This window comes from Nitrosomonas sp. HPC101 (genome assembly GCF_009833125.1).
In the GTDB taxonomy this organism is placed as follows: Bacteria; Pseudomonadota; Gammaproteobacteria; order Burkholderiales; family Nitrosomonadaceae; genus Nitrosomonas.
The window spans coordinates 148,476-163,867 of the sequence record NZ_QRCC01000014.1 but is presented as its reverse complement, the minus strand read 5'-3'; the positions used below and the strand labels follow the sequence as shown (position 1 = coordinate 163,867).

Genomic DNA, 15,392 nt, shown 5'->3' with positions numbered 1-15,392 from the left:
TGCTAGAACATTATACATTTTAATGATTTAATATTTAATATATTAATTTGTATGAATATAATTAACACAAGGAGATCGTAATGCAACCTGATATTCAAGCTTTCTTTGATCCTGTTACCTGGACAGTCAGCTATGTTGTGTTTGACCAACCGGGAGGGCATTGCGCCATTATCGATCCGGTATTGGATTACGATCCCAAATCCGGCAGAACCAAGCATCATTCCGCTGATGTGCTGATTAAATTTGTGCGTTCAAAGAGGTTGACGACGGATTGGATCCTTGAAACCCATGCGCATGCGGACCATCTTTCTTCTGCACACTATCTCAAGCAGGAGCTGGGTGGAAAAACAGCCATAGGCAGCCGGATTCCCGGTGTACAGCAGGTATTCAAAAAATTATTCAATATGGGTGCGGATTTCCAGCCTGATGGCTCGCAATTCGATCATCTGTTTGATGATGGTGATACTTTCCAGCTGGGTGAACTGGAAGGCAAGGCGATTTTAGTGCCTGGGCACACCCCGGCTGATCTGGCTTACCAGTTCGGCGATGCAATTTTTATCGGTGATACGATGTTTATGCCGGATGTGGGAACGGCCCGCGCTGATTTTCCTGGAGGAGATGCGCGGCAGCTCTACCATTCCATCCGCAAACTACTGGATAACTATCCGCCGGAAACACGATTGTTCATGTGTCACGATTATCCGCCCGGTGATCGCCCGGTACAGTGGGAAAGCACCGTTGCTGATCAGCGTGCCGACAATATTCACGTGCATGACGGCATCAGCGAAGACGCATTTGTTACAATGCGTACCGCGCGTGATGCCACACTGGATGTACCGATGCTGATTCTGCCGTCTGTTCAGGTTAATGTCCGTGCGGGCCAGATGCCGCCTGCCGAAGATAACGGAACCGTATATTTAAAAATACCGATCAATCAATTGTAAAGAAACCTCTGAAAAACGTCAGCGAGGCGGTTAGTTCAAGGAAAAAGTCGGCGAAAACAGAGTTTATACGCAATAAATGAGCGTTTTGAGTCGACTTTTAACGCAAAAATAACAATGCGGGTAGTTTTTCAGAGGCTCCTAAGAGAATTCAAGCTGGTCAGAAAACTAGCAGGGAAAAATCATCGTTATTGTAAAAATCCGCTGATTAATCAAAAACCCGATATTTACCAGTAACGAACATTACCGGTATCCACGTGAATGAAGTCCGATTCGGGATAATAACCAACCCCTCCGACACGCATGGATGTAGCTACACGTCTCAGTGTATTCAATGGTATCCCGGGCAGACGGATATCGATTGCCTTGCCTTGCATATGCAGGCTCTTTTTGGCGACACCGTGACTCCTTGCGGCAAGCGTGGCATTGGTAGCGGGTGATCGATATCCGGAGATCACCTGAAATTCTTTTGAGCTGCCCGTTTTATAGTGTAAATGCTGAATCAGATCAAGTAATCCCAGGTCGATTGGGTGACGTTCACCGGAGCGATGATCACGCAAAACCTTGGCTATCGCTTGCAATGCTTCTGGAATATATTTCCCTTTTTCCCAGTAAGCTGTCCGGATTCTTTCTCCGGTATGCAGATTCAGTAGAGACAGCCGTTTTTCATAAATGCGGGAATAAGCAGCATTGGCTGCCGGCATGGCAAACAATGCACACGCACCCAGACCAGCCTGTAACAGGCGGCGGCGAGTGTTGCCATGATCGGTAAGTATTCCCGGACTGTCTGTAATGATACGTTTGGACATATTGGTCTCCATGATCGTGCCGGATAAAAAGACTGTAACAGGCGCTTTTCCGGCGATTATTCCATTGCCAAATCAAGAATGACACGAAGGTGAGCCGCAGACAGTATAAATAATACGGCAAGGCAAACCGACAAAGTCAGTCTCGATTTAGAAATGGAATTACCAGCGGGCATAAGCCAGTGCCCGCCGATCGCGCCCGTAAACATCAGATGAAAAATAAACCTCGCCCTGCCCGTTACTCCAGGCTGTCAAATACAACAAGTAAACCGGTACGCGTTCGGATAAATTCACGGTTTGCGTTTTACCGCTGCGGATCCTTTCAGCAATGTCAGCTCGTTCAAATGATTTCCCCAAGACAAACTCCGCCAGCTGCAATGGTTTTTCCAGACGGATACAACCCGAACTGAAAGCACGAATATCTTTCTGGAACAAATATTTAGAGGGTGTATCGTGCAGATAGATACTGAAGGGATTGGGAAACATGAACTTGATGGTGCCAAGTGCATTCTTTCTGCCGGGATCCTGTCGCAGAACGTAAGGAAAATGGTTGACTGAATACCAGTCAATTGAATCGGGATCCAGCTCGGATTCATACTGATAATCGGAAAATACCCGGATGCCCTCGGAAGCGAAATAACCCGGGTTATTTCGCTGTTTTGGCAGTAAATCCTTACGTGCAATGCTGGTGGGTATATTCCAGTACGGGTTGAGTACCAGATGCGAAATACGACTGTTGAAACTTGGTGTTGATCGGTAATCACGGCCCACCACGATACGCATGCCGAATACGCGCGCGTTATCCTGAACTGCTACCAGATAGAATCCGGCAATATTGACCAGAATATACCGATTACCGAGCTTTCTCGGCAACCAGCGCAAGCGCTCAAGCGAGATACGCAGTTGCCGGATATGCTCGTCTGGAGTCATATCCAGTGCCTGCCGCGTATTTTTACCGATGATGCCATCTGCATTCAATCCATATTGACGCTGAAAGACCTTGACCGCGCCTTCCAGCTGATCATCATAAAACTCGCTGTCACTGTCAGCAACGTCATATTCCGGTCTTTCAAAAATACGGTATGCCTCCTGGATACGCTGACGAATCAACGGAATGAAGGCGTGGCTGGTACGTGGATGAATCGATGAAGCTCCTTCCGGTATCCGGGCCCATACTATACCTGTAGCCATTAGCGCTCGAAACTTGAGCAGCAGTTGCTTGAGCGAACGATACTGCGGGATACCGGGCGGTAAATCGGCAAAGGCTTCTTCCAGCTTTCCCGAAGTAACGGCTTGTTGCAGAAACATGACCGGATCGAATTGCTGTTGCGGGATATGCCAGTCAGGATCCGCCAGGGAAGCTACCAACCGGCCACTACGTAAATCATGGGCAAGTGCCAGTAATGATCGGGTCAGATCCAGTTCAAACGCAAGGGAAACCTGATCAGGTGTCTCGTCACGACGTTGTCGCAAGGACTCAATACGATAATCATTACTGGACAGTCCTTCTTCATCGGCCCGCTTGATAAGCATCAATGCAGTATCTTGCAAGGTAGCATGATCAGCCAGAGTCCAGACCGGTTGATAATTACGCTGTGCGTAAAATCGTCGCAAGTTTGTTTGTGCCACATTATCCTGGCTGCCCTGAACACTTTTTGCCAGCTGCTCCTGTATCGATTCTGCACTGACAACCCTATTTTCAGCAACAACCGGCAGAACCATGAATACCAACGCAAAAAAGGTTAAGTAGCATGCTGTTGCCAAAGAGCTGATCCAGAATTTTCTAGTATCCTGAATGAATAATAAGAAAATATTTCTGTATTCTTGATTTGCAAAAGTCATTGTCAGAAGGCTTTTCCTCTGTACTCAGAAAGTTTTTTAAAAATTTTTGTGGAGGTTGCTTTTTACCACACCTTTCCGAGTCGATAAAACAAAAGCAAGGGGATAAATCCGAGTGCTGTCGGCCAGCTCCTGGAACAACATACCTGGTCAGATGAAACCGGAATGGCTGTAACCAAGACCTGGCAAGGTTATGCGTAATAAAGCAACCTTTACGGGAAAATTTCATTATACTAACCCGTCGGCAGATCAACGGGATTTACGCATATTTACAACTCCCAGTTTGCTTTTATACCGCAGTTAACTGTTTGTTTTTCCTCTCTGGTTTTTTCAAGTTTTACCGGAACACTTTTCCAAATCCGGATTAATTTCTTCCATCTGTCATGCAGAAAATAGAGACTTTCTGGCATTCCTGTCTTAAACATTTCAAACAAGAATTAAATGGGCAGCAGTTTAATACCTGGATCAAGCCACTCAGGCTGGAAGTCTGTCCGGATGTGGAAAACACCCTGATTTTAATTGCGCCCAACCGTTTCGTACTGCAATGGATCAAGGACAACTTTGTCGATCGTATCGATAATATGGCACAAGATCATTTCAACGAAAAGATCCATTTCAAACTGGAGCTGAAAGACCCGACCGAAACTGAAACAGCAACCAGGGCACCCGAGGCAGAAAGCAGGGAAGATAAAAAACTGTCTGCAAATAAAACACACAGCGCTACCAGAAGAGCCAACTCCAGCCGAATCAACCCTGCCTTTACCTTTGATGCCTTTGTTACCGGAAAAGCCAATCAGCTGGCGCGTGCCGGTGCCATTCAAGTAGCGGAGCGACCTGGTATTGCTTATAACCCTTTATTCATATACGGAGGAGTAGGGCTGGGTAAGACGCACCTAATGCACGCGGTTGGCAATTATGTTATGGAGCTGGACGCCGAAGCCAAAATCCGTTACGTCCATGCTGAAAAATATGTATCGGATGTTGTCAGCGCTTATCAGCATAAATCATTCGACAAGTTCAAACTTTACTATCATTCGCTTGATCTGCTACTGGTAGACGATGTTCAGTTTTTCAGCGGTAAAAACCGGACACAGGAAGAGTTTTTCTACGCCTTCAACGCATTGATCGAGGCACACAAGCAGGTCATCATTACGTCCGACTGCTATCCGAAAGAAATTTCCGGGCTGGAAGAACGGCTGGTATCAAGGTTCGGCTGGGGATTAACCGTAGCAATCGAACCGCCCGAGCTTGAGATGCGCGTGGCTATTCTGCTGAAAAAAGCTTTCGCCGAGAAAATTGAACTGGATGAAAGTACGGCTTTTTTCATCGCCAAATATATCCGCTCCAATGTACGGGAACTGGAAGGAGCGCTGAAGCGGGTTCTGGCATATTCACGCTTCACCGGTCATCCGATTTCCCTTGATCTGGCCAAAGAAGCGCTGAAGGATCTGCTGGCAATACAGAATCGACAGATTTCAATTGAAAATATCCAGAAAACCGTCGCGGATTACTACAAGATAAAAGTGGCCGACATGTATTCAAAGAAACGCGTCCGGGCGATCGCTCGGCCCAGACAGGTTGCAATGGCCATCGCTAAAGAATTGACCCAGCTGAGTCTGCCTGATATTGGTGAGGCTTTCGGTGGAAGAGATCATACAACCGTACTGCACGCTCATCGCAAAATTGTGGAATTACGTGCTTCCGATCCTGGAATAAACCGGGATTACAGCACGTTGATACATATTCTGCGGGGATAACATCATACCCTGACAATCATTGTATATTTTGTGGATAACTTGAATAAAATTTCAATCGTAAAATTTCGTTCACAATTCATCCACAAGCTATACTTAAATCATACAGAATTTCTGATGTACGCAAGTATATAATATGTAAGTAATTTTATGAGTTTTACCAATTTCTTTCGCTGATTAATTATTATTATTTAGTTTTTAAATAAAATGAAACTAACACTTTCCGACCGGGATTTGCTATTCAAACCGCTGCAGATAGTGAGCGGTATTGTGGAACGCAGGCATACGCTTCCCATACTTCTAAACACCCTGATTGAAATCAGTGATGGAAAGCTGGTACTGGTTACGACAGATCTGGAAATAGAAATTGAGGCAACCTCTACTATTCCAGAACTGGAAAATCAAGATTCGCTGCAAACGACTGTTTCTGTCAGAAAACTGCAAGACATATTGCGCGCTTTGCCATCCGGTTCCCCGGTTGAGTTAATCCGGTCAGAAAGCCGTTTACAGATCACTTCCGGGAAAAGCCGCTTCAGCTTGCAACTGCTTCCAGCTAAAGATTTTCCGAGGATGGCCAAGGATGATGAGCCTTGCAGCGCTGCGTTCACACTGACACAACAGGTATTGAAAAAACATCTGCAGCGGGTAGCACATGCCATGGCACAACAGGATTTGCGTTATTACCTGAACGGGATGCTGCTGCTGATCGAAGCAGACAGACTCACTATGGTTGCCACTGACACCCACCGACTGGGAATTACTTCCGTTGGTTTGAATGAGCCGCTTGAAAAACTGGAGACGATTGTTCCTCGCAAAACCGTACTGGAATTAATCAGACAATTGGAAGACAGCGACAAACCGGTAACTATTGAGATCTATCCCAAAAAAATCTGTTTCCGTTTCTCGGAAGCCGTGCTGGTGTCGAAGGTTATTTCAGGAAAATTTATCGATTTCAGACGCGCAGTTCCGCAAGCCAGTGTTTTTCAATTTGATATCAACCGTCTTGATTTTTTCCATGCACTTCAGCGTACTGCGATTATTTCCAGCAGCAATGATTTGTTTCGCAACGTCCACCTGAATATTACAAATGGAAAATTAAACATATCAGCCAAAAACAAGGAACAGGAAGAAGCGCAGGAAGAAATCGAGATTGTTTACTCAAATGAAACTATCGATACCAGTTTCAATATTGTTTACCTGATGGAAGTACTGAACAATCTGGATAGCGAGCATGTCAAGTGCTCATTCGAGAGTATGCAAAGCGCTATATTGATCACATTACCGGACGACGACTGGTTCAAACATATCCTGATGCCAATGCGCGAATAGTACAAATCTGTCCATCCGATCAAAAACTAAAAAACAGATAACTCAAATATGAATACAAACCAGCCAGAATTCACCCCGAATACCAAGAGCAATCAACGTGACTATGACTCGGACAGCATCAAAATCCTGAAAGGACTGGATGCCGTTCGCAAGCGTCCCGGTATGTATATTGGTGATACCAGTGATGGCACCGGGCTGCATCACATGGTGTTTGAAGTTCTCGATAACGCCATCGACGAAGCTCTGGCAGGTCATTGCGATGAAATATCCGTCATTATCCATGCGGACAACTCCGTTAGCGTTCACGACAATGGCAGAGGAATTCCCACCAATATCAAGCAGGATGATGAACAGAAACGTTCTGCTGCGGAAATCGTCATGACGGAATTGCATGCCGGTGGTAAGTTTGATGACAATTCCTACAAGGTATCCGGCGGGTTGCACGGTGTCGGAGTGTCTGTAGTGAACGCGCTGTCGGAATGGTTACGATTGACGATCTATCGCAAGGGAAACATTCACCAGATAGAGTTCCGAGATGGTGTGGCGGTTGCTCCGCTGGCAATTACCGGTCAAACTGAAAAACAAGGGACAGAAGTTCATTTCCTCGCGAGCAAGTTGATATTTGGCGATATAACCTACCATTACGACATCTTCGCCAGACGATTACGCGAGCTTTCCTTTCTCAATTACGGAATCAAGATCAGACTGGCTGACCGGCGTGACAACCGCGAGGAGATCTTTGCATTTTCCGGCGGTATCCGAAATTTCGTCGAATACATCAACCGTACCAAAACTGTGCTGCATCCGAACATTTTTTATGCAAAGGGGATGAAAGACGATATTACCGTCGAAATTGCGATGCAATGGAATGACAGTTATGCTGAACAGGTACTGTGTTTCACCAATAACATTCCGCAGAAGGATGGCGGTACTCATCTGACCGGATTGCGGGCAGCCATGACACGCACGCTCAACAACTACATAGAAAAAAACGAACTGGCCAAAAAGGCCAAGGTGGATACCACCGGTGATGACATGCGCGAAGGAATGACCTGTGTGCTGTCGATCAAGCTGTTCGAACCCAAATTTTCCTCTCAGACCAAGGAGAAGCTGGTTTCATCCGAAGTGCGTCCGGTTGTAGAGGAAGTGGTTTCACACAAACTTTCCGATTTTTTGCTGGAAAATCCAAATGAAGCAAAGATAATCTGCAACAAAATCATTGAAGCAGCCAGGGCACGAGAAGCGGCCAGAAAAGCCCGCGAACTGACACGTAGAAAAGGTGTGCTGGACAGTATGGGTTTACCTGGAAAGCTGGCAGACTGCCAGGAAAAAGACCCGAAACTATGTGAGCTTTATCTGGTGGAAGGAGATTCTGCCGGTGGTTCTGCCAAACAAGGACGCGATCGCAAATTTCAGGCGATCATGCCGCTCAAAGGCAAAATTCTGAATGTCGAAAAATCCCGTTTTGACAAACTGATTTCTTCCCAGGAAATCGTGGCACTCATAACCGCCCTGGGAACGGGCATCGGCAAGGATGAATATAACCTGGACAAACTGCGTTACCACCGCATTATCATCATGACTGACGCGGATGTGGATGGATCGCATATCCGTACCTTGCTGCTGACCTTTTTCTACCGGCAGATGCCTGAACTGATCGAGCGTGGTCACATTTATATCGCACAACCGCCTTTGTATAAAATCAAACATGGCAAGCAGGAACGTTACCTTAAGGATGATTACGAGCTCAAGCGCTACATTCTCAGTTTGGCGCTGATTGATGCAGAACTGCATCCTGGAATGGATAATCCACCGATTATGGGTGAAGCACTGGCAAAGATTGCAGATGAATACCTGCTGGCTGAGGCGGTAATTGAGCGTATGAGTCAGTTGATCGACCGGGCAGTGATGTATGCGTTACTTAAACAACCGGATATCGATCTGAGTTCGGAAGTCAGCGCGCAGGACAGCGCCGCCAGACTGGCGCCGTTACTGGATGATGTGGAAATTACTGCAGAATACGATGAAGATTCAGAGAACTATCGTCTCAAAATCAGTCGTAAACAATACGGTAATCTTCGAATCAGCTATCTGGATGCTGATTTTTTGAAAAGCGGTGACTTTGCCAAGATCAGGCAAACTGCGCAGGTATTACAGGGTCTGATCAGTGAAGATGCAAAAGTTAAACGGGGTGAACAGGAAATTTCCATTCTGGAATTCAAGGAAGCCCTGGAATGGTTGCTGGAGGAAGCTAAAAAAGGCATTACTATCCAGCGTTACAAAGGACTGGGAGAAATGAATCCTGAGCAGCTATGGGAAACAACCATGGATCCGAGTAATCGTCGTCTGTTACGTGCACAGATTGAGGACAGCATTCTGACCGATGAAATTTTTACTACCTTAATGGGCGACGTGGTCGAACCTCGCCGGGCATTTATTGAAAATAATGCCCTTCGTGCAAGGAATATCGACATTTAGGTAAATTTATGGGGATGTTTTATGTCGACAGAACTGAATAAATCAATGGATCAGTCACAAGCGAATATTCACCTGCTTCAGCTGCATGATTCACCTGTCATACGTTGGCTATACCTGTGTATCGGCGTAACCGCCCTGTTTGTAGGCATACTTGGCATATTTCTACCCATATTGCCAACAACTCCCTTTATTTTACTGGCTGCAGGCTGTTTTGCACGCAGCTCCGAACGATTCCACAATTATCTGCTGGGTCATCGCATCGCCGGGCCAATTATCCGTGAATGGTGCGAATATCGCAGTGTGAAGCGTCAGGTCAAACGTTGGGCATATCTGGTGATGTTGTTGTCCTTCGGAAGCTCAATTCTGATTGTTTCCTCCTGGAAATTGAAAGGCATGCTGGTCTTGCTGGCCACAATCTTATTTACATTTATCTGGCGCTTGCCTGTGCGAGATGAAAACAAATAAATCATGCCTGTTCTTCGTTTCCTGACAGCAAAGCAACTTGTTCATTGATGGAAAAAGTTCGTTTGTCCAAGCTAATGTCCGCACAGGGAATGTGTTCGCGCAGAGAAGCAGATGTTTACATTGAACAAGGCTGGGTTTATGTGGACGGACAGCCAGTTCGCGAACTGGGAACCAAGATTTTTCCCTGCCAGGAAATCACGCTTGCTCAAACAGCGCAGATCAAACAGAACCAGCGGGTAACAATTTTACTGAACAAACCCGTCGGTTACGTATCCGGTCAACCGGAGCCCGGCTACAAACCGGCTGTCAGCCTTATCTGTCACGATTCCCGCTTTCTTCAGGATCGTTCTTCTCTTGGATTTATCTTGCAACACCTTAAAAATCTTGCTCCCGCCGGTCGGCTCGATATTGACTCACAGGGATTACTGGTATTTACCCAGGATGGACGTATTGCCAGGCAGTTGATTGGAGAATACTCGGAAGTTGAAAAGGAGTATCTGGTACGGGTAACCGGTAATCTGACGCGTGCGGGATTGGCGCTGCTTAACCATGGTTTGAAACTTGATGGTCAGGTATTGAAACCCGCCCAGGTGAGTCGTTTGAATCAGGATCAGCTTCGTTTTATCTTACAGGAAGGTAAAAAAAGACAGATCCGACGAATGTGTGAACTGGTTGGTTTAAACGTGGTTGGATTAAAACGTGTCCGGGTTGGCCGGATCAAATTAGCCGATCTGCCGGAAGGAAAATGGCGTTATCTTGGCAGGAATGAATCATTTTGAATGTACCGGAGCCAGAGTCTGCTTAAAACCATAATTCTTGACAAAATTGAAGGGGGCTCTATAATCACCCGTCTGTCGAGAGGCAAATTCTGGTTCATTTGTTTGAGCCCGGAGTAGTGTGCGGGAATAGCTCAGTTGGTAGAGCACGACCTTGCCAAGGTCGGGGTCGCGAGTTCGAGTCTCGTTTCCCGCTCCAGTTTATTGTTTTAGCTGTGTCCAGAATTCACCAGCAATTTTTTAGGTTACGTCAAATTTTCATGTTTTGATGTTGTAAAGCAGACGACATCATTAAAAACAGCTCACGGCGGGGTGGCAGAGTGGTTATGCAGCGGCCTGCAAAGCCGTCTACGCCGGTTCGATTCCGACCCCCGCCTCCATATATCAGAAGTTCTTCGTAATTGCCCGGGTGGTGAAATTGGTAGACACAAGGGACTTAAAATCCCTCGGACATAACCGTCCGTGCCGGTTCGATTCCGGCTCCGGGCACCATTCATCGCATCAAGATCACGTAAATAGCTGTTTCGTTTCTCTTTGTCCAGCATTCTGTGCAGTGCATCACGGATAACTTCACTTGCCAAGTCATGTCGCCCACGTAGTAAAATTTATTTTTCTGTATCAATAAGTTACAGTATGTCCTACCGATCATCGTAAAATACTTCGTGGAAATAGCGTATGCATCATGATCATTGGGATAATCGGTAATTTTGCTGTGTGTAGTGGAACTCATCCGTATTCTGATAAAATTACGGGTTTGTTATAGAAAGCGCCGCTCGAGGAATACCATCATGACTTATGTAGTGACTGAAAGTTGTATCAAATGCAAATATACCGATTGTGTTGACGTCTGCCCTGTGGATTGTTTCCGCGAGGGCCCTAATTTCCTGGTAATTGATCCGGATGAATGCATTGATTGTACGCTGTGTGTGGCAGAGTGCCCGGTAGAAGCGATTTATGCGGAAGACGATGTCGCTGAGGATCAGCGACAATTTATTGCACTCAATGCGGAGTTATCCAAAATCTGGGAACCGATTATCGAGAAAAAGGACGCATTGCCGGATGCAGATGAATGGGCGTCCGTTACAGATAAACTGGATAAACTGGAGCGCTGAATCAAGTCACTGTTGCGAAAATGGGATTAAGGAGATACCAATAATGAAAACTGTAATTATACGGGCTCTTTTTCTGATGGCGTTCTGTGTACTTCCGCAGACGGTCATCGCGCAACGTGGTGTAGCTCAAAGCTATCCCGCTGCAGCAAGTGAAAAGCTGGTCAACGGAATTGTCAATGTAGCAACCGGTTTTGTTGAACTTCCTAAAAATGTAATTCTTACTAGTCAACAGGATGGAGCTGGGTACGGGCTGACCATCGGCTTGGTGACCGGCATTATGCATACAATTGGGCGTACTGTGTTCGGTGCGTTGGATGCCATAACCTTTTTAATTCCGACTCAGCCGACAGTTCGTCCACCTTATATCTGGCAGGATTTCAACAAAGAAACCACGTACGGATAATTGGTGTGTCTCGTCCGTTTCAGTTTTTTAGCAATGCCAGCAACTCCCTGACTTTTTTTACTCGCTTGCTCACATCCGGTATCTGCAGCCGGATATTCAGGCGATCAGGTCCCGAGAGGCTGTATTCCTTGCCACTCTGGATAAGCTGAATGATCTTGACAGCTTCTACCGGGGGATCGGGTTCAAACTGCAGCTGAATGTTGTCCGGGCTTGCATCAAGACGCATAATACCCAATTTTCTGGCTTCAATACGTAGTCGGTGGCTGTCCAGTAATGCGCGGGCCGGATCAGGCAACAGACCAAAGCGATCGATCAGCTCTTGGTAAATCTCATCCAGTTCTGTCTCGTTACTGCAACCCGCCATGCGTTTGTACAGAACGAGCCGTTCGTGAATATTGCTGCAGTAATTTTCCGGCAGCAGCGCAGGGACGTGCAATCTAACTTCTGTTGAAATGCCGAGAGGTTGCTGCATATCCGGCTCATGACCTGCTTTTAATGATTTGATCGCTACGTCCAGTAGCGAATTGTAAAGGCTGAATCCTACTTCCTGCATCTCGCCACTTTGCGAATCACCCAGCACAGCACCTGCACCACGTATTTCCAGGTCATGCATAGCCAGATAAAATCCGGAGCCAAGCTCTTCCATTGCCTGAATCGCTTCCAGTCGTCTGACTGCCTGCGTTGTCAGGGCTGCTTTTTCCGGTGTCAGCAGATAAGCATACGCCTGATGGTGCGAACGTCCCACTCTGCCACGCAACTGGTGTAGCTGTGCCAGACCGAACTTATCGGCACGATGGATAATAATTGTGTTGGCAGTGGGAACATCGATTCCCGTTTCAATGATAGTGGTACATAACAGCAGATTGAAACGTTGCTGGTAGAAATCGCGCATCACCTGTTCCAGCTCGCTTTCCCGCATTTGCCCGTGGGCAATGTTTATTTTCGCTTCCGGCAGCAGTTTGCTCAGCCTGGTGTAGATGTTCTGAATGGTGCTGACTTCATTGTAGAGAAAATAGATCTGTCCACCACGTTTCAGTTCGCGTAAACAGGCTTCGCGGATAATTCCTTCTGTATAAGGATGTACGAATGTCCGGATTGCCAGTCTTCGCTGGGGTGCGGTGGCAATCACCGAAAAATCTCTGAGACCTTCGAGCGACATTGCCAGCGTACGTGGAATCGGCGTTGCAGTCAGCGTCAGTACATCTACTTCAGCACGAAGTTTTTTGAGCTGCTCCTTCTGGCGTACTCCGAAACGATGTTCTTCATCGATGATAACCAATCCCAGATTCTTGAATTTAACTTTGTCCTGAATCAGTTTGTGCGTGCCGATAATAATATCAGTTGTTCCCTGCGCCAGACCTTGCAGTGCTTCAGACTGTTCTTTAGCTGAACGGAAACGTGAAAGTTCGGCAATTTTTACCGGCCACTGATCGGCAATCAATCCAAAACGATCGGAGAAATTCTGATAATGCTGTTCTGCCAGCAGCGTGGTCGGAACCAGTACTGCCACTTGTTTCCCGTTGGCAATCGCAATAAAGGTAGCACGCAGGGCGACTTCCGTTTTGCCGAAGCCGACATCTCCACAAATCAGCCGATCCATTGGCTTGCCGGAAACCATATCCTGAATGACTGCATGAATGGCTGCAGCTTGATCCGGCGTTTCCTCAAAACCGAAACCATCTGCAAAGATGTTGTAATCATGCTGATCAAGCTGGAACGGATGGCCTGTGCGAGCAGCGCGTTGAGCATACAGATTTAGCAGTTCGGCAGCGGTATCACGTACCTGCTGCATGGCTTTGCGCTTGGCTTTTTCCCATTGACCGCTTCCCAGCTTGTGCAAGGGAGCTGCTTCTGGCGCTGCACCGCTGTAGCGACTGATGAGATGAAGCTGTGTAACCGGCACATAGAGTTTGTCTCCTCCCAGGTATTCCAGCGCGAGGAATTCACTGGACTGGCCTGAATCGTCCCCACTGGTATCCATGTTGACCAGGCCGAGATAACGTCCGATACCATGCTGTTCGTGTACCACTGGACTGCCGGGTTTGATTTCGGACAGATCGCGCAGAATAGAATCAGCCGAAGTGGTTTTGCGTGCATCCCGCGTGCGCTGTCCGCGTACGTATGTCGCATACAGTTCGTTTTCGGTGATCAGTGCCAGTTTTTCCGTGGCCAGGATAAAACCACTGTGCAACGGTGCCACACCGAGCATGCAAGACGCGCTATCGGATTGAAATGCAGCATAGTCTTCGCAGAGTTTCAGTTGCAGACCATACTCGCGCAGGTATTCTGCCATCAGCTCGCGTCGTCCCAGGCTTTCTGCCAGCAGTAAAATCCGGCCGCCGTCCTGGGTGAATGTGCTGACAAAAGCGGTCAGCTGCTCGATCGGATTGGAAGCACGACGATCCACCCGTACGGGTGGAAGAGGGTGAGAAAACGGCTTGTCAATCGCCTGTTGATCACCGGTTTGCATTTCTATCCGGCCGTATGATTTGAGGTAACCGTAAAACTGATCTTCTGGTAAAAACAGATCAACCGGAGAAAGTAAAGGACGATCGATGTCGTTGCGCATCAACTGAAAGCGCGACCGGGTATCTTGCCAGAAATTTTCAATAGCGGGAGCAATTTCCCCATGCAGACATAATGTGGAATTCTGCGGTAAATAATCGAATAGCGTAGCGGTCTGTTCGAAAAAAAGGGGCAAATAATACTCTATTCCAGCAGGAATATTCCCTTTGCTGATTTCCTGATACAGCCAGCTGCGAGTCGGATCTCCTTCAAATTTTTCCCGGAAACTGGTACGAAAACGACTGCGACCGGTATCGTCGAGTGGAAATTCTCGTGCCGGTAACAGCCGGATTTCATTGACTGGATAAATACTGCGCTGGGTATCCGCATCGAATGTACGGATTGATTCAATTTCATCATCGAACAGATCAATGCGATAAGGTAGTGGGCTGCCCATGGGAAACAGATCAATCAGTCCACCGCGAATACTGTATTCTCCTGGTGAAATAACTTGTGAAACATGAGAATAGCCGGCGAGCGACATCTGGCTGCGAAATGCCTGCAAATCCAGTGTACTGTCTTGTTTGATGAAGAATGAGTATGCAGCTAAAAACGCTTGCGGTGGCATTCTGTACAGCGCGGTTGTAACCGGTACGATCAATACATCGCAGGCATTGTTTGCAATCTGGTAAAAAGTGGCCAGACGCTCTGAAATCAGATCCTGGTGCGGGGAGAAAATATCGTAGGGCAAGGTTTCCCAGTCCGGCAGCAAACTCGCGCGCAGGCCGGGTGCAAAAAAGGAAATTTCTTCAAGCAATCTTCGTGCATCCTGCGCATTGGCAGTGACAATCGCCAATAGCTGATTATTCTGATCTTGCGCCAGCTGTGCCAAGGCATAGGCATCACTGGATCCTGTAAAACCGGAGTAACGTTGCAGCTGTCCCGGACGGATTTGGGTTGGTTTGAATGACATTGTTTTACCAA

The 15,392-nt window shown here is 47.0% G+C and carries 11 protein-coding genes and 3 tRNA genes; 11 read left to right on the top strand and 3 right to left on the bottom strand.

What is annotated here, in order from left to right:
- Positions 1-80: 80 nt before the first annotated feature.
- Positions 81-944 carry an MBL fold metallo-hydrolase gene (locus ABO04_RS10650; RefSeq protein WP_160810631.1) on the top strand — a complete coding sequence of 288 codons (864 nt, stop codon included), beginning with the start codon at positions 81-83 and terminating at the stop codon, positions 942-944.
- A 224-nt stretch (positions 945-1,168) separates the two neighbouring features.
- Here ABO04_RS10650 and ABO04_RS10645 read toward each other — a convergent pair whose 3' ends face one another.
- Together ABO04_RS10645 and ABO04_RS10640 are read right to left on the bottom strand one after the other, a co-directional pair.
- Positions 1,169-1,750, bottom strand: coding sequence for a DUF882 domain-containing protein (locus ABO04_RS10645; RefSeq protein WP_160810630.1), 582 nt, complete (start codon positions 1,748-1,750; stop codon positions 1,169-1,171).
- Between the two features lie 159 nt (positions 1,751-1,909).
- The gene (locus ABO04_RS10640; protein WP_240141527.1) at positions 1,910-3,511 is read right to left on the bottom strand and encodes a L,D-transpeptidase family protein; all 1,602 of its coding nucleotides are present in this window, start codon (positions 3,509-3,511) and stop codon (positions 1,910-1,912) included.
- A gap of 458 nt (positions 3,512-3,969) precedes the next feature.
- On the opposite strand from ABO04_RS10640, the gene dnaA reads away from it, so the two are divergent.
- From dnaA to ABO04_RS10590, 10 genes are all read left to right on the top strand, one after another.
- Positions 3,970-5,343: a chromosomal replication initiator protein DnaA gene (dnaA, locus tag ABO04_RS10635; RefSeq protein WP_160810628.1), complete on the top strand. Its 1,374-nt coding sequence runs from the start codon at positions 3,970-3,972 to the stop codon at positions 5,341-5,343.
- Between the two features lie 204 nt (positions 5,344-5,547).
- Positions 5,548-6,669, top strand: a complete 1,122-nt coding sequence (gene dnaN, locus ABO04_RS10630; RefSeq protein WP_160810627.1) for a DNA polymerase III subunit beta — start codon at positions 5,548-5,550, stop codon at positions 6,667-6,669.
- A gap of 48 nt (positions 6,670-6,717) precedes the next feature.
- Complete coding sequence (gene gyrB / locus ABO04_RS10625; RefSeq protein WP_160810626.1) at positions 6,718-9,147, top strand: DNA topoisomerase (ATP-hydrolyzing) subunit B; 2,430 nt, start codon at positions 6,718-6,720, stop codon at positions 9,145-9,147.
- A 21-nt stretch (positions 9,148-9,168) separates the two neighbouring features.
- Positions 9,169-9,612 carry a YbaN family protein gene (locus ABO04_RS10620; protein ID WP_160810625.1) on the top strand — a complete coding sequence of 148 codons (444 nt, stop codon included), beginning with the start codon at positions 9,169-9,171 and terminating at the stop codon, positions 9,610-9,612.
- Positions 9,613-9,659: 47 nt separating this feature from the next.
- Positions 9,660-10,391: a pseudouridine synthase gene (locus ABO04_RS10615; protein ID WP_160810624.1), complete on the top strand. Its 732-nt coding sequence runs from the start codon at positions 9,660-9,662 to the stop codon at positions 10,389-10,391.
- A 120-nt stretch (positions 10,392-10,511) separates the two neighbouring features.
- A tRNA-Gly gene (locus ABO04_RS10610) sits at positions 10,512-10,587 on the top strand.
- 107 nt (positions 10,588-10,694) lie between these two features.
- A tRNA-Cys gene (locus ABO04_RS10605) sits at positions 10,695-10,768 on the top strand.
- 23 nt (positions 10,769-10,791) lie between these two features.
- Positions 10,792-10,880, top strand: a tRNA-Leu gene (locus tag ABO04_RS10600).
- A gap of 296 nt (positions 10,881-11,176) precedes the next feature.
- Positions 11,177-11,500 (top strand): ferredoxin FdxA, encoded by a 324-nt coding sequence (fdxA, locus tag ABO04_RS10595; RefSeq protein WP_160810623.1) that lies wholly within the window; start codon positions 11,177-11,179, stop codon positions 11,498-11,500.
- A gap of 43 nt (positions 11,501-11,543) precedes the next feature.
- On the top strand, positions 11,544-11,903 hold the full coding sequence (locus tag ABO04_RS10590) for an exosortase system-associated protein, TIGR04073 family (protein WP_160810622.1): 360 nt from the start codon (positions 11,544-11,546) through the stop codon (positions 11,901-11,903).
- 19 nt (positions 11,904-11,922) lie between these two features.
- Here ABO04_RS10590 and mfd read toward each other — a convergent pair whose 3' ends face one another.
- On the bottom strand, positions 11,923-15,381 hold the full coding sequence (gene mfd, locus ABO04_RS10585; protein WP_160810621.1) for a transcription-repair coupling factor: 3,459 nt from the start codon (positions 15,379-15,381) through the stop codon (positions 11,923-11,925).
- Between the last annotated feature and the right edge of the window lie 11 nt (positions 15,382-15,392).

What these genes read in the sequence shown, in the direction of transcription:
- ABO04_RS10650 (WP_160810631.1), top strand. Translation starts at nt 81, where the DNA reads ATGCAACCTGATATTCAAGCTTTCTTTGATCCTGTTACCTGGACAGTC.
- ABO04_RS10590 (WP_160810622.1), top strand. Translation starts at nt 11,544, where the DNA reads ATGAAAACTGTAATTATACGGGCTCTTTTTCTGATGGCGTTCTGTGTA.
- ABO04_RS10645 (WP_160810630.1), bottom strand. Translation starts at nt 1,750, where the DNA reads ATGTCCAAACGTATCATTACAGACAGTCCGGGAATACTTACCGATCAT.
- dnaA (WP_160810628.1), top strand. Translation starts at nt 3,970, where the DNA reads ATGCAGAAAATAGAGACTTTCTGGCATTCCTGTCTTAAACATTTCAAA.
- ABO04_RS10620 (WP_160810625.1), top strand. Translation starts at nt 9,169, where the DNA reads ATGTCGACAGAACTGAATAAATCAATGGATCAGTCACAAGCGAATATT.
- ABO04_RS10615 (WP_160810624.1), top strand. Translation starts at nt 9,660, where the DNA reads ATGGAAAAAGTTCGTTTGTCCAAGCTAATGTCCGCACAGGGAATGTGT.
- mfd (WP_160810621.1), bottom strand. Translation starts at nt 15,381, where the DNA reads ATGTCATTCAAACCAACCCAAATCCGTCCGGGACAGCTGCAACGTTAC.
- dnaN (WP_160810627.1), top strand. Translation starts at nt 5,548, where the DNA reads ATGAAACTAACACTTTCCGACCGGGATTTGCTATTCAAACCGCTGCAG.
- gyrB (WP_160810626.1), top strand. Translation starts at nt 6,718, where the DNA reads ATGAATACAAACCAGCCAGAATTCACCCCGAATACCAAGAGCAATCAA.
- fdxA (WP_160810623.1), top strand. Translation starts at nt 11,177, where the DNA reads ATGACTTATGTAGTGACTGAAAGTTGTATCAAATGCAAATATACCGAT.